Genomic DNA, 22,647 nt, shown 5'->3' with positions numbered 1-22,647 from the left:
CACTTGACCAAACTCTCAGTTTGTGGGAGTTAATAACTACCACTTAATGGGAGTTATGAATCATGGCGCGCCCCGGACAGTCCGCTGCGGAAGTTTTCACCTCTCGTGAAGTCGCCGTCGCGGCCGATGTGACTCCCCGAAATTTCGCATTGCTGGTGGACCAGGGACTGGCGCCTCGGCCGACGAGCGATGGTTCCGGAAAGGCCGGTCACCGCACTTATGACAGCGCCGGCCTCGCGCACGCCGCGTTGATCGGCGCGCTTCATCTTGCCGGATTTGAGCTGTTGGTGTCGGCCCGCCTGGCGGCGGCATTCGCCGACGATTTCGGCGCCAGCCATGGCAGGCTGCCGTCGAATCTCAACGCGTATGTCCGCGGCGAGTTAAACCCGCACAAGGGTCCGCCCTGGGGTGAGATGCCCGATGACCTGCCACTCGATTTCGAGCAGGACTACTGGCTGCACTACCTGCTGCGCAACCGGTCGACGATCTATCGGCGTGGGATCGCAATCCGGGGCGACTGCATCATCGACATCGCGGATCACGCGTTCGTCCTCACCCATTCGCAAGGGCTGGAGAAGATCAAGATATTCTCCCCGGTTTCGCGGGAGGGCCTTCCGGCGAGCCCTGATTACCGGATCATCGGACGAGGGCCTTCCGCGCGCATCGTTCCCATTCATGAGGAGGTTGACAGTCTCGACTTTCAGATCGATCCGAAGTCTGCGGAGAGGATGCGGCAGCTTGAGCGCGAATATATTGACGGGCGCAAGAATGCAGTGGCCGTGGTACAGGTCAATCTGTCGCTGGCAATCCGCAACGCCTTTGATCGATTGCAGGACGATCGCGAGAAGAAGGCGGCTTAGCGCATGGAAACGCTACCAGTGACGGCCCGATCAAAAGCGAGCCGCGACAGGGACTAAGGCGGGTTGGCCAGATGAAGATTGTCTCGTCATTGCTCAACCGGTCTGGGGACCTGACCCTTCAGGAGAGCGAATGGCTACAATGGGGTGGATTCCTGCTCGACCGCTTCTGGGCGGCGGAGCTGGGAAAGCAGCCATTCAGGTGGCTGCCGCACTTCGCCTGCAACGCGCCCTAATGCACGAACCCGCTTCGCGGGAGGGGCGCGTTGGCCTTAGATGGCGTAGTATTCGTAGCCTTTGAGCGGGTAGCGGCGAGCAAGCCGGCCATGGAGTTCCCTTCAACGAGAGGAACTCGCCATGGCTACCCCGTCGACCGATGCACCCGTCTCGCCGCTTCGCCAGCGCATGCAGCACGACATGCTCATGCGGGGCCTCGGCTCCCACACGCGGCAGGATTACGTTCGTCATGTCCGGTGCTTCGCCGCGTTTCTCGGGCGCTCGCCCGACACCGCGACGCCGGAGGATATCCGCCGCTTCCAGCTGGATCAGCATGAGAAGGGCGTTGGACCTGCGACCATCAACAGCACTGTCTCGGCGCTGCGGTTCCTGTTTCTGGTGACACTGCAGCGCCGGGATCTGTCGCGCGCCCTGGTGATCACCCGCTATCACCGCAAGCTTCCGGATGTGCTCAGCGTGGAGGAAGCGGGGCGGCTGCTCGAAGCCGCACCCGGCCTCAAGTACAAGGCGGCGCTCGGCGTCGCCTATGGCGCTGGCCTGCGCGTGTCCGAGGTCGCGCACCTCAAGGTCGATGATGTCGACTCTACGCGCATGCTGCTCCGGGTCGAGCAGGGCAAGGGACGCAAGGACCGCAACGCCATGCTCTCGCCGCAGCTCCTGGAACTCTTGCGGCTGTGGTGGCGCGATGGCAGGCGGCGCGGGGTCATGCTTCCGCATGGCTGGCTGTTCCCCGGCCGCAGCCGCACCGATCCGGTCTCCTCGCGGCAACTGCATCGCGCGGTCCAGGAGGCCGCCGAGGTCGCCGGCATCCGCAAGCGCGTCAGCCCGCACACGCTGCGTCACAGCTTCGCCACCCACCTGCTCGAACAGGATGTCGATATCCGCGTCATCCAGGTCCTGCTCGGCCACAGCAAGCTTGAGACGACCGCGCTCTACGCCAAGGTCTCGACCCGGACGATCCACGCTGTCACCGGGCCGCTCGACCGCCTGATGGCGCTGATGGAGGACAAGACGCCGCCCGGCTGAGCCGTGCGCACCTCGGTCGAGGTCGCCGACATCTTCCGAGCCGCGGGGCCTGCCTACCGAGCCGCCCATGCCGGGCACCTGAGCCTCGCCCAGCTCAAGGTCATGTCGGCGATCGAGCATTGCCGCACCGCGGCTCTCGGCGGTCACGTGGAAGCCTGCGAGGACTGCGGCCAGTGGCGCATCGCCTACAACTCCTGCCGTAATCGGCACTGCCCCAAGTGCCAGGGCGCGGCAGCGCGGGCGTGGCTAGCCGAGCGCGAGGCCGACCTCTTGCCGGTCGGCTACTTCCACGTCGTGTTCACGCTGCCCGCCGCGATCACCGACATCGCGCTCCAGAACAAGGCGCTCGTCTATGACCTCCTGTTCAAGGCGGCATCGGAGACGATGCTGACGATCGCCGCCGATCCGAAGCATCTCGGCGCGCGCATCGGCATCACCGCCGTGCTCCATACCTGGGGATCGTCGATGACCCACCATCCGCACGTGCACATGATCGTGCCGGGCGGTGGCATCGCGCCCGACGCGAGCCGCTGGATCTCGTCGCAGCCGGCCTTCCTGCTTCCGGTGCGCGTGCTCGGCAAGTTGTTCCGGCGGCTCTTCCTCACGCGGCTGTTCGCACTGCACGCTGCTGGGCGGCTCGGCTTCTTCGGGACCATGGCACACCTGGCCGACCGCGGAGCATTCCTGCGCCACCTTGCTCCCGTCCGGACGAAGCGATGGGTCGTCTACGCCAAGGCGCCGTTCGCCGGGCCGGAGGCGGTGCTCGCCTATCTGTCGCGCTACACCCACCGCGTGGCGATCTCGAACAGCCGCCTCATCGCATTCGACCAGGATGGTGTTACCTTCCGCTACAAGGACTACCGCCGCGACGGCGCGGACCGGCAGCAGATCATGACGCTCGCGGCCGACGAGTTTATCCGCCGCTTCCTGATCCACGTGTTGCCGCGCGGGTTCCACCGCATCCGCCACTACGGCCTGCTAGCCGGCTCCGCCCGCAAGGCCAGCCTCGCGCTCGCCCGCGAACTCCTGAACGTCCTCACGCCACCTGATGCCGCCAGACCAGTCGAACCGGAGGACTTCCGCCCGCCATGCCGCTGCTGCGGCGGACGCATGATCATCATCGAGACGTTCGAGCGCTGGAGGCAGCCGCGAGGACCGCCCGATGCAACCGCCACGAACCGGGAGACCGCTCCATGACCCGGCATGGCCTATTCCACCCCCAGGCCCTAGGCGCTGCGCCCCCGGCAACGGATCCGCGCGGGCCTGTGGTGACTGTCCCTGCCGACAGGCCTACGACGAGCAACGTGCGGGGCCGACAATACCGCGCCGAGGCGCAACGAAGCGGCCTGTCCGCATCCACCACCGCACTTCCCACCGTCGGTCGAGCCATCGCCGACATTGGCCGCAGATCGAAATCCCCATAGTAGTCGACTGTGCCCCGCGGGTTCCTGCATGAGAGGCTTTCGTACGCCTGCCGGCACCCGAAACCCTTCACCAGTTCCGGTCATTGTGGGAAGAGCGAAAATCACCCGAAAGCGGACGTTGGGATAGTGCTTCTGGCGGGGACTATCGGACGGGTGGAAAGGCAGCTGTCCAGTTCGGCTTAACCCATAGGCAGCCGCTGAGCGAAACTCCAAGGACCTAACGCCCGATCAGCTCAAGGAAGGCCAGGGGGTAAGTTGCTTGGGTGAGCATAAGCGCGCCGCCTTATCGGAAGAGGCGGGAACTGTGCATTGCCACGATCTCTTGAGGATACAGCGGTGAATCCGCGCGTCTATCGGTTGACGGCGGTTGTGGAAGTCTCGATTGCGCGGATGACCGCTTCGACACGCGCATATTGATTGGAGGTTCGGTGTGACAGAAGATGTCCATTTGGCCAATGTTGGCGCAGCGTCCGAAAGGTTCTTTCGGCTCTACCGGATGCATTGCGTTTCGCCGAGCCGCGACACACTGTTTTCGCTCCTGGAGGCGGCACACAGCCTCAATGATCGACTGAAGGTTGGAGCGGCTGCCGATTTCTTCGACGTCCAGGAATTTGCAGCGCTCAAGTGCCTTCGCAACTACTTCCACCATCAACAGGAACTGCGGCACGTCGTCAGACTCATTCCGATCGGTGGCTATCCGATAAAGACGGATCTGATGACGTTGTGCCTCGTCCCACGCGATAACGTCGTCGCGGCGATAGAGACGACAAAGCGGTATCAGGAGGAGACACGGCAGGCCTGCCAACAGATGTTCCATTGGTATGGCCCGGTAGTGAACATCAACCCGGCTCTGTTCAACTTTGTCGTCGCTGCATTTGAGCACCTGAGGAATCGCGGCGTTCCCCTGGCGGGAGAAGCCGTTGAGCAATTCGAGGCCAGCTATGGCTATGAAGAAGAGAACGACTTTCCACATGTTGTCGACGGAAGGCTTTCTACATCGGCCGGCAGCATCGACGAACTCCTGACCGACATCATGAACGCCACACGATTCTAGCCGACGTCAATGGGGTCGAGAGCCGCCCCTATTGCGCTGCGCCAGTCCATCGCGCTGGACCAAGATAAATCGAGCTCAAGCGCCCATTCGCGAGTTATGCCGCGGTGCGCTCCGTCTCGTCGGTTTCTTCGTCGCCGATAGCCTGAAGCAGGAAGCGCGACAGCGCAGCCTTTCGGGAATCGCGGTCGAGCGCATAGGCGGTCTGCTTGAACTCGATCCCGTCGAGCAATCCCTGGATGTAACCTGAGATCGTATCCGCGGCCATAACCAGGGCCGTGTCGAGCGTATGAATATACTTGCTCGTAACCGAGCCCTTGGCGTGGCCAACCAGCGCGGCGATCGTGACTTCGGTGAAACCGAGATCGTTGGCGATGCTGGCGAAGCCGTGCCGCAGGACATGCGGCGTCACATCAGCAAGCGGGCTGTCTCTGAAAATCTGTCTCCAGTGGTTGGGAAAGCCGCCAAAGGCGTTGTCCTCGCCCTGGCCGGGGAAGACATAGGGACCGGTTGCAGTCTTGCGGCGTTCCTCCAGATATTCGATCACGGGCAAGCCGATGGGCCGAATGGACGCGCCTTCCTTGCTTTCCTGCAGGCGTATGCAACTCGCGTCGATATCCGCCTCGGCCCATTTGAGGCCGATCATCTCGCTCCGACGGCAGCCGGTCAGCGCGATCTGCCGGATGATCTCGACCGTCATCTCATATTTCGGATTCTCGCTTGCCGCCCGCAGCATCTCGCCGAGGGTGCGGTACTCGGCTTCGGTGAGACGGCGATCACGCACATTATCCTTGGGCTTGCGGATGCCATGCGCGGGATTGGAAGTGATGATCCCGGCCTCCATCGCGTAGGTTAGAATGCCGCCGAGCAGCCCCACGGTTCGCGTGGCCGTGCCGGCGCCGCCGCGCACGATGGCTTTGCCGCGCAGCTTTTTGGTCTTCACCGATACCGCCGTCTTTCCGGCCATAACATCCTTCAACACCTTGGCGACGTCGGCTTTGACCAGATCCTTGACCTTGCGGTTGCCGATTAGCGGAATGATGTGCCGGCGAATTCGGCCCACATCGCTGACGATAGTGCCTGCCTTCTTGGGGCGTCCGCCCTTCCCGAGGATGAGACCGGCGTCGAGATCCTTCAGATACATCGCGCACAGCTCCTTGACGGTGATTGCTTGGTGATCGAGCTGGCGTTCCTCGGAAGGGTTGTCACCCTGGGCTACCCGGCCGAGCTGTATCTTCGCTTCCTGCCGTGCCGTTTCTGCCGTCCAGATGCCATGCAGGCCGATCGTGTAACGACGGGTTCGACCTGCGGCGCGATATTGGATAAGGTAGCTACGTTTTCCGGATGCGAAGATGCGGAGGCCAAAGCCGGGCAACTCGTCATCCCAGATGAAGTAGTCCTTCTCGCGGATGGCAGCGGCGTCCACCACACGTTTTGTCAGCTTTGCCATTAGCAGTTCCTCCCGCTGAGGAAGGGCTGCTTCCGCGGAAGCACCACGGAAGCAGCCGGATGGAATTCGGAGCGAAGTCTCGGATATGGATTTCGGCGGGAAGAGCGGAATTGTCCAGACATTTCAAGGTGTTGGAGTATCATAGCGTGCCCTGGCGTGTAATTAGGATGGCCAGGACAAAATGCTCCGAAGGCAGAGGTCACAGGTTCGAATCCTGTCGGGTGCGCCATTTCAGAACAGAACTATGAACGCTGAGAGCCGCCGATTTCGCGCTGAAAGCGGTGGTCTGCCCCTATGAGGTGGTCCAGTTTCAGTCTTAATGCATGTGAAGTGCCTGGTTCTGGTGGCCCGGGCTTGGCGTTAGAATCCAGCAGCGATTTTGACCTGCCCACCATGGCACAGGCCTGATATTTCGGCAGATTCCGTCGGGGTTTTGCCGCTGTGAGTCATGTGAGGCCGGCAATCATTGTCGTCCCGCCGCCAAGCCTCGGCGAGCCGTGTGGCTTCAGCGATCGAGCTGAACCAGTTTGTGTTCAGAAACGCGTCGCGCAGTGTGCCATTGAATGGCTCGATATGAGCATTGTCGGTCGGCGTACCTGGTCGCGAGAAGTCCAGCTTGACCTTGTGCATACAGGCCCGGAGGTCGATGATCTGCCGGGTGAACTCCGCGCCACTGTCACAAAATACCGCGTTGGCCGCCCCGCGCAGATAGACCAGGCGGTTCAACACGTCAGTTCCACCTGACTGCAAATTGCTACTGGCAAGGGTTGGAAACTCCCGAGTGCCTTGACGTGATCTCGACGGTATCTCAACCGCGCGGCGCGCCACCAGTGGCCATGGCGCCGGCTTTCGTCCGGTCCCAATAGGCTGCTGCAAGCGTTTCGTCGCGGCCGAGATCCATGATCTTGCGCCAATGATTGCGTACGATCGAAGCGGGTATGGCCTCCGCCGCGAACCAGCCGAAGCTGCGTGAGTTTTCCGGCCACTTCACAGCCACCACCGAGCGTGCCAAGCGTTCGTCCAAGCCCGCCGGAACTCCGTTGCGCAGTATCCATCGCACCTGGATGGAGGTCGGGTTGGCGAGGTCTTGCACCTCGCTTTCGTCCGCTACCTCGACGAACGCAATGCCCCTGGTCGCGGCAGGCAGTGTTTCCAGCATGCGCGACAGGGCGGGCAGACCGGTCTCATCAGCGCCCATCACGTACCATTCCGCGTCCAGCGGAATGGGGCGCCCAACGGGACCCATGATGCCGAGCTTCGATCCGGGCGAGGCGCCTTCGGCCCAGCGTGAACCGACGCTGTCACCCGGGTGAACAACGAAATCCACATCGATCCAGCCATTGTCCACGCTCATCCGCCGGATCGTGTAGGCGCGTGGCGTCGGGCACCTGTCTTCCGACGGCCAGGCCGCGAGGCCGTTTGCACCGAGCGACGGCCATTCGGGCTGTGGCACACGAACTGTCGGGAACAGAACACGTATGTGCATTCCGCCGAACTTTGCAAAGCGCCCAAGGTTTTCGCCCGCAAGCCGGATGCGTCTCATTGCCGGGGTGAGTTGCGTGATCCCCTCCACCGTCATTTCGCGGAACTGTGGGAGACTGGTTTCGCCCGACAGATCGCCTGTCCAGCGGATCTGGGGGTTGTCCTGTTTGCCGTAAACCTGCACGGCCGTGGCCAGCAGATCCTTTATGCGGGCGAGATCGTCCCGCTCCGCGGCGCGAGCACGGATCGCCAACCGGCCCGGAGACAGCCTGAAACTGGCTTCACCGAACGGAAATGCGAAGTCGATGCCGTCGTCGTGCCGGGAGGCGATCGCGCGGAAGCTTTCGAGCCGGTCTTCGATCTTGTCGAGATACGCCTGCAAGTGCCGGAGCTCCAGAACTGCTTCGCATGTCAGGTCTCGCATGGGCCCGTTCTCCTGGACGCTCATCCGCCTATCCGCCCCGTCAGAGCGATCTTGAAGGTCCGGCCTTTGCCTTGCTCGATGTCCGATGTGGAAGACCATCCGCTTTGCGGATCGGTGAAAGCCTTGTCGAAAACGTTGTCGACGCCGAAATCGACACGCAGATTGTCGTTGACATCCCAGTTGGCGAAGACGTTGACGAGATCGACACGCGGATAAATGCGGGATCCCGAAGACAGGGTGCGCACGACCTTGCCCACACTCTGATACTGGACGCCATATGTGAGCCGGTCGTCCAAGGCCCGGAAGCCGAGGGTCAATGCAAGATTGTCCAGAGGCGTGTCGCTCAGCGTCTCGCCGGCGAAAGGCCCATCCTTCATCTTTGCATCCACGAGAGAGGCGGCGAGATTGATGAAGCCCGGTCCGTAGTCGTAAACGCCCTCAAGCTCGATTCCGCGCAGGCGTGCCGTGCCGACATTCTCCGATCGCCTGACGCCGCCGACGACCACCGTGTTGATGTAGTCGTCGACGTCCGAGTGAAAGACGTTGACCTTGGCGCGGAGCATATCGCCGGCAACAACGACGTCGTCGAACTTGAAATTGACGCCGGCCTCCCACGTGCTCGCCACTTCGGGCCTCAGCAGGAGGTTGGGTTCATATCCGGAGCCATGGGAGCCATTCTGACGGAAAACATCCTGCAGGTGTGGTGTGCGGTAGCCCTCGGCATAGGTGCCGTAAATCTGGATTCCATCGAATGGCGTGATGCCGACGGTGAATCGCGGCGACCAGCGATCGCCTGTCAAAGACACGGCATGAGATGAGTCGGTCGGTGTGGCTTTCGAATGCCCGACCAGGCGATATCCATCGTAGCGGACCGCTGCCGTCAGATCGAGCCAGCGATCGTAATTGCCTTCCCATTGAAGGAACGCGCCGTATGCGTCCTGTGTGCCCTGGCCGAAATGATCAGCGTCGGAATCTCCCCTGAGGTGGGAGTAGTCGCCGCCATAGGTCAGCGTATGCTCGAAGCCAGCCGCCTCGAAGCGGGAAGCGTTGCGAATGTTCATGCCGGTCGTCGAGACGTCGTAGTAGCGTGTCTCGCCGATGCTGCTGGCTGGCCATGAACGATATTGATCGGATCGCGTCGTACTGTGATAGACGTTCAACGTCAGATCCCAAAAGTCGCTGTCGAACGGATTGTAGGTGTAGCGGCCCGTATAGTTCTCGACCAGCGACTTGGCGTCGTAGCGGCTGAGGCTCGACGACGCCGATCCGCTCGAGCCTGAAATGACATCGTCATAACGCTGAATCGTGGCGCCGAGCTGGACTTCATGGCCGTCAGCGGGCCTGAAGGTCATCTTACCGTAGCCGCTCACGCCATCTTCGCCGGTCCAGCGCACCGTGTCGCCGTTCCCGTCCTTGTATTCGCTGCTGCTGCGCAGAACGAGATTCCCGATGACGTCGAAATCCTCGCCGAAGCGATAGGCGCCGGTGGTGCTCGAGAGCCAGCCATCTCCGTTCGTTTCGTAGCGCCCTTTCTCGCTCAGTGCCCAGGTCTCTCCGTCACGCAGAAAATCGCCGGCTGCCTTGGTTTCAAACGCGACGACACCGCCGATCGCTCCTGTCCCGTATGCATTCGAAACCGGGCCTCGGATGACGCTGACCTGCTTCAAGAGCTCAGGTTCGATGAAGAAGGAACCGGAACCATGGCCGACGCGCCAGTAGTCCTGTCGCGCGCCGTCAAGCGTCACGGCAACCCGCCCATATTGCTGCAAACCGCGAATATTGATCGCGGTGGCAGGATCGTCGCCACTCATGGAAGCGGAAACGCCGGGCACCTGCCGAAACAGGTCGGCCGCCGTCGTACCCTGGACGCGCTCCAGATTCGCGGTGGAAACGATGCTCGTTCCGGATAGCGCATCGATGACGGCCTGCAGGCCCATCGTCGCGGTGACCGTTATGAGATCCAGTTCGGTCGGCGCACCGGCCGGAGCGCGCGCCTTCTGCTCTTTTCCCGGCGTGACTGCTTCCTGGGACAATGCCGGCGACATTGTCTGCAGCCCCAAGAAGGCTGCGAGTGCTGTGCTTCTCAATAAGTCGGCTCGGTCCACCATGCCCCATACCCCGTCGGTGTGAATGTTGTGGGCTTGCTGCAGCGACGACGGCTTTGGCTGGCATGTTGGGAAGGTTATTAATTAAACATGACTTCTATTGTCAACTTCAAATCAGAGCGCTAGCTTTCGCGCGTTCCGGTCCGACCGGTTCGAACCTCAGCGTGGAGAGAGATTTGCATATCCGGGGAAGTTTACGCACGGCCGGGCTTTCGGGTGCCGCGGTTTATCTGACGCAATGCGTCATTGCGCTTGCCCTTCTGTTGCCTGCCGCCCAGGCGCAGGACGAGGCGTCGGTCCAGGTCAGCGATGCCTTGGGCCGACTGGTCCGCATCACCAGCACGCAGCGCGTCGTGACCCTTGGCTCCGACATTACCGAGATTGTCTTTGCCCTTGGAGCGGAAGATCGGATCGTTGCGGTTGACCGAGGCAGCCGGTTCCCCGAGGACGCAACCTCCAAGGACAATGTAGGCTATCGCCGGCGGCTCTCGACCGAAGGCCTCTTGTCGCTCAACCCGGATTTGATCCTCGCGGCCGAGGATATCGGCCCTCCTGAAACCGTGGATGTCCTGAAGCAAATCGAGATTCCGCTCGTTCTGGTACCGAAGCACGATTCGGGCGAAGGCATCCGTCGCAAGATCGAGCTTGTTGCGGCGGCCCTGTCTCTCGAGACGGAAGGCAGGAAACTGGCGGAGGAGGTGCTGGAGAAATTCGACAGTGCAACCCGGCTTGCCGACATGATCCCGCAAGCGAAGCGAAAGAAGGTCGTGTTCTTCCACGGAGTCGAGCGGCTGACGGCGGCGGGCGCCGATACCGCAGCGGACGCCATCATCAGATATGCCGGCGGGATCAATCCGATGGACGCGTTTCAAGGCTACAAGGCGGCGTCCGAAGAAAAACTGATCGAACTTGCTCCCGATGTGATCTTGATGATGAGCAATGGTCGCGGCGGGCCGACACCGGACGAAGTTTTCTCCAACCGTGCACTGTCGGTGACGCCGGCTGCGCAGACGCGTTCGCTGATCGTACTGGACGGCGCCTACATGATCGGTTTCGGTCCTCGCACGGCCGATGCCGTTCGTGATCTGACCAAAGCGCTCTATGGAGTGGAGCTGAAATCGGACGGGGAGTGAAACAGGACGCCTCAACAGGGGACTTCGTTTGCAGGCCGGCACAGGCGCCGCGCAGGCGGGCGCGCGATGGCACAGCGTTTGTGTTGCCCCTTCGATACCTCACTCCGGCACGGTCGTTTGGGAATGACCGCATCGATCCCTGCTATCCATATGTTTACCCGATGAGCATAGGATTTCGTTACCGTTTGAGGAGATGAATGTCCGTGGCAGCAGTGGGTCCCAGATCGAGCATGAAGAACCACCTGGAAAGATGAGCGGAGAAAATCATCCCCTGGCCTGGCGCCTGGTCCGCTGGCTGCTGCTGATCCTGTCCGTGCCCGGCGCGTCGCAGAGCGCGCATGCCGACGCGCCACGCCTCGGTCCGTTCGAACGACCGCAACCACAGGAGTTGGCCGTCCCGCGGGGCGATGAGAGCTTCAGCCCCTTCCAGGCGCTCAATGGCAGCTTCAGTTCGCCCGAGCACTGCGCAAAAGTTCCCCACGGGCTTTGGGTCGAACACGAAGGGCGCGGCGACTGCATCAGATATTATCCGCACGGGCTGGCCGAGGGCGGCAATCGGAGCGTGCTTGTCTATTTCGCCGGCGACGTGATGCTGCGGAATTCGCGCGGCGTGCGGTTCATCACCGGATCGTACATGCAGCGCTCGCCGGCATCGATCGCGGCCGACATGGCCGAATGGTCGGCCCAGGCGGGCCAGCAGCCCACCGTCTATATCGCTCGTCCGGGCATCTATGGCTCGTCCGGCGATCACAACATGCGCCGCCATCCGCGCGAGATCGCATTGATGGATCGCGCAGTCGATATGATCAAGGAGCGCTACAGCGTCTCCTCGTTCATCCTGAGCGGGCATTCGGCGGGGGCACAGATCGTGGCGGGACTGCTCAACCGGCGAGCGGATGTCTCGGCCGCGGTGATGACGTCGGGCCTCGTATCTGTGAAGCAGGTCTCCAACTTCTGGGAGAAACGACGGTCCCTTCCGGGACGCCTGCTCTATGATTCCCGCAACTTCTACGATCCCGTCGATGAGATCGACCGGATCGCGACCAACCCGCGACCGCAGATCTACATGATCTCCGACCCGGAAGATCGCGTCGTACCTTTCTTCAGCCAGCTCTATTACGTGCGCCGCCTGCGCGGCGCGGGTTTCGAGCCGCAGCACATCTATGCGCAGGCGACGGATCCGCGGCGGCACCTGCTTGCGCTCAACGGCCGGCTCGCCGCAGCCCTTCTCGCGCAGGGCCGCTCGCCCAGGGAGATCAGGCGGGCGCTGACCGATTTCGAGCTCGATCAGAAGGAATAGCATCTACCCGTGAGCGGGCTGCCCCTCCTCACCGGCTTGCGCCATTTCCTTGAACCAGGCGACGATATCGTACATGCGTGTGCTGTTGGAGCCCTTGACGAGCACGACATCGCCATCGGCAAGCTGGTCCTCCAGCGCCTCCTTCATCGCATCCAGTGAGCCGAGATAGAGACCTTTGCGGGAGCGTGGAAGCACGCGCCAGAATTCCTCGTAGTGCTGCCCGGTCACGTAGACGCGGTCGATGGCGCTGTTCTCGATCAGCTTTGCAAGCTGGGTGTGATAGGTCCGCGACTGTGGTCCGAGCTCGGCCATCTGCCCCAAAACGGCAACGCGGCGCCCTGCACCCTCATATTCTCCCAACGCATCGAAGGCGGCTTCCATCGAGCCGGGATTGGCATTGTAGGCATCGTCGATCACGGTCAGCCGGCGGCCATCCAGCGACAGCTCGCACACCTGCCCCCTGCCCGGCAGCGGCGCGAATGTTCCAAGCTTCGCAATTGCCGCTTCCAACGGGTAGCCAAGCGCGGACACGGCCGCCAGAACTGCGAGGCTGTTGAGGGCCATGTGGCGGCCCGCCGCACCGACACGATAGCTGCGTTCTCGTCCGCCGATACTGGCCGTGACCAGCCGCTCGCCTGCGTCATGCGCCACGAGCCGGAAATCGCAATCGGCATGGGAGCCGTACTGGACGATGCGCAGGTTGCGCCGTTCCGCGGCGGCACGCACTGTTTCCCATTCCAGCATGTCCCGGTTGATCACCGCGACGTCTCCGGGCGACATACCGAGGAAGATCGCGCTCTTCGTCCTTGCAATGTCGGTGACAGTGCTGGTCTCGCTGAGATGAGCGGGTGCGATGTTGGTGAAGATCGCGACCTGCGGACGCGCCATGCGTGCGCTGACGGCCATACGGCCGACGGCGAGCTCCATGACGATGTGCTGCGTATCCCACGGTATGGAGGCCAGGTTCCACCCTACCCCATGCGGCAGATTGGCGTTGTGTGCGCTCTTGGCAACGGTACCATGCGCCGAAAGGGCATGCGCCAGCATCGCAACGGCGGTGGTCTTGCCGGAGCTTCCCGTCACCCCCAGAACCTTGCCGGTCATGCGCGCGCGCGCATAGCGCCCCATCGAAAGGACAGCCTCGTCACAATCCGGCACGCTCAGCAGCGGCACGTCCGGCACATCGACGGCCGCGGCGTCGCGGGCAACGAGTGCGGATGGCGGCGGTTGCATGCGCCGAACCACCTGCTGCAGCATGCCCACCTTCTCATCGCCGGTCCGCACCACCGCCATATCGCCCGGTTGCATGGCTGGCGCGAATGTCGAAAGCCCGCAGGCCGACCAGCCGGCCGGCGGTTTGCGCACCCAGGTGCCGCCGGTCGCGGCTTCGACCTGCTCGGCCGTCCAGATCCCTGCCGGAGCGGAGGAGCCCGGCTGCGGAGCGGAATGCCTCGCGACAAGGCGACGGAAAGCGTTCCGCTCCTCCAGATAGCGCCGATAGGCAACGAAGCCGGACAGATAGTGCTCGACATCGTCGATGCGCACGCGGAATGCGTGATGGCGGATGAAGAACGACCCGACGATCCTGTCCGGCTTGCGGAAGAACATGGCGATCTCGGGCCAGAAGTGTCCGTTAAGCAGATAATGCGCGCGCTTTTCGAGCGCGCTTTCGAACCGCTTCAGATCGATGTCAGCGAAGAGGCGGTGGAGCTCCGGGCGTTCATCGATACGCGCCAGCGTCTCGCGCGCGGCCATCATCAGTTCGAGGAGGGTCGGAAAGGTGGTGATCCGGTCGGAGACGAAGTCGAGATAGCCGGCGACATTGCTGATGCCGAAGCGGAAATAGCGTTCCTCCGGCCGGTGGCGCGTCAGCTCGTTGACGCAGTAGCTGAGCCAATGGTCGTGATGCTTCCAATGGTCGCTGCGGATGAAATGCTCGAAGGCCTTTTCGACCATTTCGAGCCAGCGCGGATCGCCGGTGAGGCCGTAGAGCCGCATGAGGCCGAACGCGGCCTCGCCTTCGTAATAGATGGTGCGGAAATCCTGCTTCACATCGAGGTCGGGAAAATTAAGCACGTGCCTGAAGGCGCCCGTTTCCTGATCCTGCATGTAGCGGATGCCGAGGGCGAGCCGCTCCATCGTCGCGTGGTGGGCTGTCGTGCCGGTAGCGGCGGCGTATTTGGCCAGCGCGAGGATCGCGACCGCGTTGCCGCCAAGCTTCACCTCGTTGCCGACGTCGACCAGGAACGCAGCCTCCGTGCCATCGGGCAACGGGCAGGTCTGGATGTGCGCGTCGCACAATCGCTTCAGGGAGCGGTCGATTGCAGCCTTGAGACGCGCATCCCTCGTTACCTCCCACGCTTCCACCATCGCGTAGGTCGTGCTGGCGTGGCGCAACGTGTTGTAGGTCGCAATCCGCCGGTCGAAGCAGGGGTGATAACCGTAGACAAAAGCTCCGTCACGATCGACCTGGCGGGCAAGATAAGCCGACGCGTCACGCACCAGCGCCGTCACGTCGCCAGCGCCGAGCTCGGGCACGTCGCGCCGGCCAGCATCGAGGCCGGAGCCGTTCAGCTCGTGCAGATTGCCGGCCTCGTCGCAAAAGACGCCGCGCGTGGAGAGCAGGTAGACCTCGGCATCGTCGTCAAAGGTCGTGCTCTCCAGGTCCGGATACTTGACGTGAGCGTAGGTGAAGAAGTTCTTCTGGTTGAACACCGCATGCGCCATGGTGTTGCCACCGTAAAGGGCGGCGTTGGCGTTGAGCTCCATCTCCGTGAAGGCGACTTGCAGGTCAGGATCCAGCGCGAGGCCGTAGCGGAAGTAGTTGCGCTTGGTTTTCGCCAGCAGCGCGCGCAGGCGTTGCCAGTTCGTGCGCTCGGCGCGCTCGACCCAGTCGATGCGGAGCCAGCGGCCGGCGAGCTGTTCGCCCTTCATGATTTCGCGCAGGGCCGCCAGCCCCTTCTGCCACGCCGATTCCAGCGACACGCCCGAGGCATTGACCACACGGGCACGCGAATCGCCATCGGAGATCGAGAAGAACAGGACGACCTGCGGAAACGGCGGCTCGAGGCCGACGATCCTGGTGCGCAGGAAGGCCCGCATGCTGGATAGATTGTCGACGGTGTCGAGTTTGGCGTCCACTTGAAACCTCCCTTCTGGCTGCCGGACAACCCGGCTAGATCACGATGATTTTGGATTGAATCAATCCAGAATCATCGTGATCGCTCTCAATAAGTTAGAGCGGGATGCGGGCGGAAAACCGCTTCACACTTTTCCTCATCCCGCTCTAGCGCTCGCGCAGCGCTTCGCGCGCCCTGTTAAACGGCTTGATGAGGTATTCCAGAACCGTCTTGCCGCCGGTATGAATATCAACGGTCGCGATCATGCCCGGCACGATCGGGAATGTCTGACCCGCATCGTTGGCGAGGGCGTCCTTCTCGGTCTTGATGAAGACGCGGTAGTAATAGATGTCCTTCTCCACCTCGTCCTGGATCGTGTCCGGCGAAATGGTGGTGACCTGCCCTTCAAGATCGCCATAGATCGCGTAGTCGTACGCACTGATCTTGACGCTCGCCTCCTGCCCCGGGCGGATGAAGGCGATGTCGCGCGGGGAAATGCGCGCCTCGATAAGAAGCTTGTCGTCGAGCGGGATGATTTCCATCAGCTTGCCGTTGGGCGGGATGACGCCGCCGATCGTCGAGACCTCGATGTTCTTGACGATACCCCTGACCGGTGAACGATGCGTAAGGCGAGCCAGGCTGTCGGAACGGCCCTTGACCACCGGCGACAGCGAATTGACCTCCGCATTCGCCTTGGACAGCTCCTCCCTGGCCCGAACGATATAATCGGCCTTCATCTCGACCTTCTTCAGCTCGAGCTCGACGAGCTGGCGCTTGAGCCGGATGACCTCGACATTGCTGGCGGCGCCGATCGCGGTCAGGGATTCATTGATGGCCAGTTCACTGCGCACCAGATCGAGCGACTCCTCGACCCATTCCAGCGACTGCTCGAGCATCAGGCGCCGCGCGTTGTAGAGCTCGGTTTCCTCCGAGATCAACTCCGGATAGCCGTCGAGTTCCTTCGGGAAGGAAAGCGGCGTCTGGTCGACCTCGGCCCGCAGGCGCGAGGATGCGGCAAGCGCCGCGCGATATTTGGCGGCGCTTTCCTCAACATTCGATTCGGTCTTGGTGGGGTCGAGCTGCGCCAGTATCTGGCCCGGCTCGACCACCTCGTCCTCGCGCACGTGAAGTGCCGCGACGATGCCGCCTTCCAGCGACTGGATCACCTGCTCGCGCGACGTCGGAACCACGCGACCGTCGCCGGCGGAGACCTCGGCCAGCTCGGCGAAATAAGCCCAGACGAGCCCACAGGCCAGAAGCAGGAACACGATCCTGACGATCGTGCCCGAACGCGAGAGCCGTACGCCGTCATCATCGCCATAGCTCCATTCACCAAAGTCCGTTTTGCGGTCGCGCAGTGTCATAGCCATCGCCGTCACGCTCCTTCAGCACGGCGGTCGGCGGCTTCCGCCGCACCGCCGAGATTGGCTGGAACGACCTTCTTGACCCCCTTGAGCACCTTGAGTGCCTCGTCCTTTGGCTCGTCGAGCACTGTCTGCCCATTGTCGAACGCAATGATCCTGTCGACCAGATCGAGCACACGCATGCGATGGGTCGCAATGACGACCGTCCGCTCCTGGCTCCAGACCCGGAAGCGCGTTATGAAGGCCCGCTCGGTGGCCTCGTCCATGGCAGCGGTCGGCTCGTCGAGCAGCACGATCGACGGGTCGCGGATCAGCAGCCGGGCGAGCAGCAGCGCCTGCTGCTGGCCGCCGGACAGCCCCCGCCCGCCTTCGAGGATCGGGTGATCGAGCCCGCGCGGCAGCCTGCGAATGAATTCGTCCGCACCGACCATCGCCAAGGCATCGAGCAACCCCGCCTGCGCGATATGCGGCGCGCCCATCGTGACGTTGTCGCGGATGGTGCCGTGGAAGAGACGGGAGTTCTGCGTGAGGAGACCGACGCTGCGCCGCACGTCGGCGGGGTCGATCTGGTTCAACGCCAGATCGTCGAGATGCACCTCGCCGAGCGACGGCTCCATCATGCCCGACAGACCGAGCAGGAAGGTTGACTTGCCAGCGCCGTTCTTGCCGAGCAGCGCGATCTTCTCGCCCGGCGCGAGCATCAAGTCGCGAACCGTGAGCGCGGGCCTGGCAGCCGCATCGCCATAGTGGAAGACTGCGCCCTTCATTCGATACGCACCCTTGAGCACAGGCGCACTGACGCGGGTTTCCGATTCCGGATGGTCGACCGGCATGTGCATGATGGTGTCGAGGCTCTTCAGCCCCACCCGCGCCTGCTGGAAGCGGGCAAGCACCTGGGTGATCTGCGCCATCGGCGCCATCATGCGCGAACCGAGGATGGAGCAGGCGACGAGCGTACCGGTGGTCATGTCACCCTCCATCACCAGCGGCGCGCCGACGAAGACGATGACCGCGAAGGTGCTGGTCTGCACGACATGGCTCCAGGCGGTCAGCGTGTTGGTGATGGACCTCTGGCGCATCTGCGCCTCGGCCGTGACAGCGTTGAGGTGGTTCCACCGCTGCTGGAACCGGTCCTCCGCCTGGAGCGCCTTGATGTCCTCGATCCCCTGGATCGCCTCGATCAGCATGGCGTTCCTGAGCGAGGCCTCGCGCATCGCCTCGTTGGCGCTGGCGCGCAGGCGACGCTGGGCGAGCAGGCCCGGCAACACCAGCAGGAACAGCGCGACGGCCGGGATGGCGACCAACGGCCCTGCGATCTGCCAGAAGATGAACAGGAAGAGAACGAAGAACGGAAGGTCGGCGACCGCGGCAAGCGTCGTCGAGGTCAGCAGTTCGCGCACCTGTTCGAGATCGCGCAGTTGGGCGATGAACGTGCCGGTCGACGTCGGCCTGACGCGGTTCTTCACGCGCAGGGCGTGGCCGAAGACGAGATCGGACATCCGCATGTCGGTGCGCTTGCCGACAATGTCGATGATGCGCGTGCGCACGCGGCGCATCGTGAAGTCGAACGCCACGGCCAGCATGACGCCGGCGAAGAGGACATAGAGCGTGTTGTAGGAGTGTGCCGGCACCACCCGGTCGTAGACCTGCATGGAAAACAGCACGCCGGAAAGGGCGAGCGTGTTGGCGACCAGCGAGGCCAGCATGACGTGTCCGTAGGGCCGGACGTCGGCGAATGCCAGGCGCCGGAACCAGTGCTTCCGAACAGGCGCGATATAGGCATCGACGCGCTCGTCCGCCATGGCCCGCTCCGGCCGCGGAATCACCAGGTGCCGCGTCTCCTGCATCAATGTGTCGATCGGGATGGAGACTGCCTGGCCGCCGTCGCCGCTGAAGACCACCGATGCGTGTCCGTCGCCGCTCAGTGTCATGACGACGCCGACGGAACGATCGTCGAGCTGTACCACGACAGGAAGGCGCCAGCTCGTGAGTGAGATCGATCCCGGGTCCGCCTGCCGCACGCGCAGGCCAAGCTTGCGCGTAAGACACCCGATCTGGGTGGCCGTGTCCTCGCCGTCGAGAGCGCGGCCGAGCTGCAGGGCGCCTTGCGGCGAGAACGGGACGTTGTAGTGGCGGGCTACATGCTCGAACGCATCGATCCAGGCTTCAAGCTCCGCCTGGCCCAAGCCACTGGCGGCATTCGCTTCGGTCTGGAGCTCGGGGTCGATCATGATGCCCCTTTGGCGGGATTTCTGTTCAGTTTCGCGGTGCGCGACCCGGCAAGGAGCCGCGCACCGCCAACTCGCCGGCTAGATGGCCGAACTGTTCTCGGTCCAGTCGTCATCCGTCACGAGATGGCCGAAGGGGTCGACCGGTTCGACGGTTTCACTGGTCTCCGTCTCGGAGAGAACTGCGGTCTCGTCGAGCCCGCCTTCCTCGTCATCCAGGCTGTCGATGCCGCCGAGAGGAATGTTCTGGTCGTCGCCTTCGTCGAGGGCCAGAGCCAGTTCCTCGTCGTTGGACTGCGCCCCACCGTCCAGCGGGTCCTCGTCAGGCTGCACCTCGAGGTCGTCGATGCCGACGACGTCGTCGGTAAACATCACCAGCGGCGCCGCGGCTATCCCTGCCCCTGACGGGTTGACGGTCACGTCCAGGTTGCCCGCCACCACCGCCCCGGTCGGATGCACCAGCTGATAGGTGAAGCTATCGAGCTGCGGCGTGTCGAAATAGGCCAGCGCCGGATCAGGCGTGTAAGTGTAGTTGCCGGCCGCGTCGACCGTCAGCGTGCCGTAGGCGCCCTGAACCGTCACCGGCGACCCGCTCGGGATCTCGACGAAGGTTCCAAGACCGCTGTCGAAGATCTGGACCGTGGTGAACTCGGAACCCGTCTCGTCATTGTCGAGCAGGTTGCCGTTGTCGCCGGTCGAGCTCTCGATCTCGAACTGGTCGAGATAGGTGACGTCGACATCCGTATCGATGCCGATGGTCGTGATCACACCGCCGATCAGCGGCGTCTGCATCGTCACCTGCACCCGGTAATTGCCGGGGGCCAGGTCCAATGTCGACAGGTCCAGGGAGGCGATCTCACCAATGGCCAGGATGGCCCCGGTGTGGATGTCGGTCGCGACATTCGTCCAGGTTCCCGCTGGCCCCTCTATCTGGAGTGCCAGGGTGACGTTGGCATTACCAACAGCGAGTGCCGAGACGGCGACGCTTCCCGAAACGTCTGTGTTTTCATCTATGACAAACGGGTCGCTGGTATCGGTGACAGTGGTTCCCAAAATACCCAGCAAGGAAGCGTTGTCGTTGAAGTACTCCTCATCGCTGACATTGGCCCAGACGACCGACGCAGACGCGTCGTCGGCAGTGGTGCTGAAGTCGAGCACCGCCGGTTGACCTGGATCGGCCGGATCAAACGTCAACGCGACGCTGTCACTGCCGATCTGCGCATAGAGCGTCGCAGTGGCCGTGTTGCCGGTCACCGGGTCGAGCAGCGTGTACTCGAACTGGTCGACCTGGCCGATGACCGCGGCGTCCTCGTTCGGCGTGTAGGTGTAGGAGCCGTCCTGGTCGATCACCAGCGTGCCGTAGGTGCCGACGATTGTCGTACCGCCTGCCACGATCGCTTCGCCGTTGACCTCCGAGACGACGGTGGTCGGGGTGACGACATCCGAATTGCCGTCGCCGTTGACGTCGGTGATGACATTGCCGGTTGCAGGATCCACCTCGTAGCCGCCGATCTCGGTGTAATCGAGGTCGGTGCCGGAGACGCCCAACTCACCCAGAACGCCGAGACCGACACCGTCGAACGTGACGAAGGCGCGATATTCACCGGCTTCGAGAAGCTGGGACGCCTGGTAGGTATTGCCACTCAGCAAGCCGATCTCGAGCAGGGTCGCTTCACCCGAGCCATCGATGCCTACCCACTGGCCTAGTTCCGCATCCCATTTCTGGACGACCACCGCATAATCGCTGAGTACGCCCAGCGACGCGAGAGCGCTGTAGTCGAAATCGGCCTCGAGCGTGTGCCCTTCCTCAACGGTGAACGACACGCTCGGCGTGCCGAGCACGGTGGCCTGCAGGTCAAGCACACCCAGCGAGACGAGCGCGAGGTAGTTCGCGTCCCCAAGATCGACATCCGTCGACGTCGGCAGGATGTTCAGCCCGGCATTGCCGATGTCGTCGAACGCCTCGATGTCGGCATCCGCGTCTGCGTCCGCGTCGGCATCCGCGTCTGCGTCTGCATCCGCATCTGCGTCAGCATCCGCGTCAGCATCTGCGTCTGCGTCTGCATCGGCATCCGCATCTGCGTCCGCATCAGCATCAGCGTCTGCATCCGCATCAGCATCTGCATCTGCATCTGCATCCGCATCTGCGTCAGCATCCGCATCGGCGTCCGCATCCGCGTCAGCATCCGCATCTGCGTCAGCATCTGCGTCAGCGTCAGCATCCGCATCGGCATCTGCGTCAGCATCTGCGTCTGCGTCTGCGTCGGCGTCGGCGTCAGCATCGGCATCAGCGTCTGCATCTGCATCTGCGTCAGCATCGGCATCTGCGTCAGCATCTGCGTCCGCATCAGCGTCCGCATCAGCATCAGCGTCTGCATCCGCATCTGCATCCGCATCGGCATCTGCGTCAGCATCGGCATCGGCATCTGCGTCCGCATCGGCATCCGCGTCAGCATCCGCATCAGCATCAGCATCAGCATCGGCGTCCGCATCAGCATCAGCATCAGCGTCTGCATCGGCATCCGCGTCCGCATCGGCATCTGCGTCAGCGTCCGCGTCAGCATCGGCATCTGCGTCAGCATCGGCATCAGCATCTGCGTCAGCATCTGCATCTGCGTCCGCATCGGCATCTGCGTCTGCGTCTGCGTCTGCGTCGGCGTCGGCGTCAGCATCGGCATCTGCGTCGGCATCCGCATCCGCATCGGCATCTGCGTCAGCATCTGCATCGGCGTCCGCATCGGCATCAGCATCAGCATCTGCGTCCGCATCGGCATCCGCGTCAGCATCTGCGTCCGCATCGGCATCTGCGTCTGCGTCCGCATCGGCATCGGCATCTGCGTCTGCGTCTGCGTCTGCGTCAGCGTCAGCATCGGCATCTGCGTCGGCATCTGCGTCGGCATCCGCATCGGCGTCAGCGTCAGCATCTGCGTCCGCGTCAGCATCTGCATCCGCGTCAGCATCACCGTCGGCGTCTCCATCTGCGTCGGCGTCCGAATCAGCATCCGCATCGCCGTCATCTCCGCCTCCGCCTCCGCCCGCCAGGGCGAGGCCGCCGGCCGCCAGAAGGCCGAGCCCAGCGAGACCAAGAATCGAATCGTCGCCCGTTGACGCGGCAATGAGTTCGTCGACGGATTCAATCTGCGAGAACTGGAAATCGGCCAGGCCTTCCGAGTGCTCACCCAGCCAGAGATTGCCGTCCTCGTCTTCGAGAACGAGCTGGCTCTGCTCTTCGCCGGGAGCGTAGAAGTTGCCGATCCTGATGGTTTCCCCGGAGGTCAGGCGCAGAACGAGGTCATTGCCGTCGCGCGTCGCCGATACGAGGTCCCGCGGCGACAGCGAAAGCTTGATCACGCTGGGACTGGTGAGGGCGACGTCACCGTCGGGGAAGGTTTGCGACGTTCCGCTGATTTTATCGGTAACCACTGCTACCACGAGACTGCCTCCTCA

15 protein-coding genes and 1 pseudogene are annotated in these 22,647 nt (G+C 62.9%); 6 read left to right on the top strand and 10 right to left on the bottom strand.

The features are described 5' to 3' along the window. Positions 1 to 62: 62 nt before the first annotated feature. The 4 genes from AB843_RS02680 (at position 63) to AB843_RS02665 (ending at position 4,598) form a co-directional block, all read left to right on the top strand. Positions 63 to 860 (top strand): hypothetical protein, encoded by a 798-nt coding sequence (locus AB843_RS02680; RefSeq protein ID WP_157384406.1) that lies wholly within the window; start codon positions 63 to 65, stop codon positions 858 to 860. A 354-nt stretch (positions 861 to 1,214) separates the two neighbouring features. Next, positions 1,215 to 2,120: a tyrosine-type recombinase/integrase gene (locus AB843_RS02675; RefSeq protein WP_048645255.1), complete on the top strand. Its 906-nt coding sequence runs from the start codon at positions 1,215 to 1,217 to the stop codon at positions 2,118 to 2,120. 3 nt (positions 2,121 to 2,123) lie between these two features. Further along, positions 2,124 to 3,317, top strand: a complete 1,194-nt coding sequence (locus tag AB843_RS02670; protein WP_082143621.1) for an IS91 family transposase — start codon at positions 2,124 to 2,126, stop codon at positions 3,315 to 3,317. Between the two features lie 657 nt (positions 3,318 to 3,974). Continuing rightward, positions 3,975 to 4,598: a hypothetical protein gene (locus tag AB843_RS02665; protein WP_048645254.1), complete on the top strand. Its 624-nt coding sequence runs from the start codon at positions 3,975 to 3,977 to the stop codon at positions 4,596 to 4,598. Positions 4,599 to 4,692: 94 nt separating this feature from the next. Here the strand turns inward: AB843_RS02665 and AB843_RS02660 are convergent, their stop codons facing one another. The 4 genes from AB843_RS02660 to AB843_RS02645 all read right to left on the bottom strand — a co-directional run bounded on the left by AB843_RS02660 (position 4,693) and on the right by AB843_RS02645 (position 10,059). Further along, complete coding sequence (locus AB843_RS02660) at positions 4,693 to 6,045, bottom strand: tyrosine-type recombinase/integrase (RefSeq protein ID WP_048645253.1); 1,353 nt, start codon at positions 6,043 to 6,045, stop codon at positions 4,693 to 4,695. A 360-nt stretch (positions 6,046 to 6,405) separates the two neighbouring features. Next, a complete protein-coding gene (locus AB843_RS02655) occupies positions 6,406 to 6,771 on the bottom strand; it encodes an IS3 family transposase (protein ID WP_053086087.1) in 366 nt (121 codons plus the stop codon). An 82-nt stretch (positions 6,772 to 6,853) separates the two neighbouring features. Further along, positions 6,854 to 7,951: a siderophore-interacting protein gene (locus tag AB843_RS02650; protein ID WP_244467881.1), complete on the bottom strand. Its 1,098-nt coding sequence runs from the start codon at positions 7,949 to 7,951 to the stop codon at positions 6,854 to 6,856. 20 nt (positions 7,952 to 7,971) lie between these two features. Beyond that, the gene (locus AB843_RS02645; protein WP_048645251.1) at positions 7,972 to 10,059 is read right to left on the bottom strand and encodes a TonB-dependent hemoglobin/transferrin/lactoferrin family receptor; all 2,088 of its coding nucleotides are present in this window, start codon (positions 10,057 to 10,059) and stop codon (positions 7,972 to 7,974) included. A 62-nt stretch (positions 10,060 to 10,121) separates the two neighbouring features. On the opposite strand from AB843_RS02645, the gene AB843_RS02640 reads away from it, so the two are divergent. Together AB843_RS02640 and AB843_RS02635 are read left to right on the top strand one after the other, a co-directional pair. Further along, complete coding sequence (locus tag AB843_RS02640) at positions 10,122 to 11,189, top strand: heme/hemin ABC transporter substrate-binding protein (protein ID WP_082143618.1); 1,068 nt, start codon at positions 10,122 to 10,124, stop codon at positions 11,187 to 11,189. 250 nt (positions 11,190 to 11,439) lie between these two features. Continuing rightward, positions 11,440 to 12,489, top strand: a complete 1,050-nt coding sequence (locus tag AB843_RS02635; protein WP_048645250.1) for a hypothetical protein — start codon at positions 11,440 to 11,442, stop codon at positions 12,487 to 12,489. A gap of 3 nt (positions 12,490 to 12,492) precedes the next feature. Here AB843_RS02635 and AB843_RS02630 read toward each other — a convergent pair whose 3' ends face one another. From AB843_RS02630 to AB843_RS26365, 6 genes and pseudogenes are all read right to left on the bottom strand, one after another. Then, entirely contained in the window at positions 12,493 to 15,630 is a 3,138-nt protein-coding gene (locus AB843_RS02630) for a UDP-N-acetylmuramoyl-tripeptide--D-alanyl-D-alanine ligase (protein WP_244467880.1), read from the bottom strand. A gap of 145 nt (positions 15,631 to 15,775) precedes the next feature. After that, entirely contained in the window at positions 15,776 to 16,978 is a 1,203-nt protein-coding gene (locus AB843_RS02625) for a beta-barrel domain-containing protein (protein ID WP_082143617.1), read from the bottom strand. A 5-nt stretch (positions 16,979 to 16,983) separates the two neighbouring features. Continuing rightward, a complete protein-coding gene (locus AB843_RS02620; protein ID WP_053086086.1) occupies positions 16,984 to 19,203 on the bottom strand; it encodes a type I secretion system permease/ATPase in 2,220 nt (739 codons plus the stop codon). A 78-nt stretch (positions 19,204 to 19,281) separates the two neighbouring features. Continuing rightward, on the bottom strand, positions 19,282 to 21,042 hold the full coding sequence (locus tag AB843_RS25830; RefSeq protein ID WP_162230623.1) for a BapA/Bap/LapF family large adhesin: 1,761 nt from the start codon (positions 21,040 to 21,042) through the stop codon (positions 19,282 to 19,284). Between the two features lie 89 nt (positions 21,043 to 21,131). After that, positions 21,132 to 22,286, bottom strand: a complete 1,155-nt coding sequence (locus tag AB843_RS26060; protein WP_048645247.1) for a hypothetical protein — start codon at positions 22,284 to 22,286, stop codon at positions 21,132 to 21,134. A gap of 64 nt (positions 22,287 to 22,350) precedes the next feature. Continuing rightward, a pseudogene (locus AB843_RS26365) lies at positions 22,351 to 22,623 on the bottom strand (BapA/Bap/LapF family prefix-like domain-containing protein); the annotation flags it as partial. Positions 22,624 to 22,647: the final 24 nt, after the last annotated feature.

It is taken from the genome of Nitratireductor soli (genome assembly GCF_001050155.1).
Lineage (GTDB): Bacteria > Pseudomonadota > Alphaproteobacteria > Rhizobiales > Rhizobiaceae > Nitratireductor > Nitratireductor soli.
Note: the sequence above shows the minus strand (reverse complement) of the source record. Positions and strands in the feature narration are given on the sequence as shown.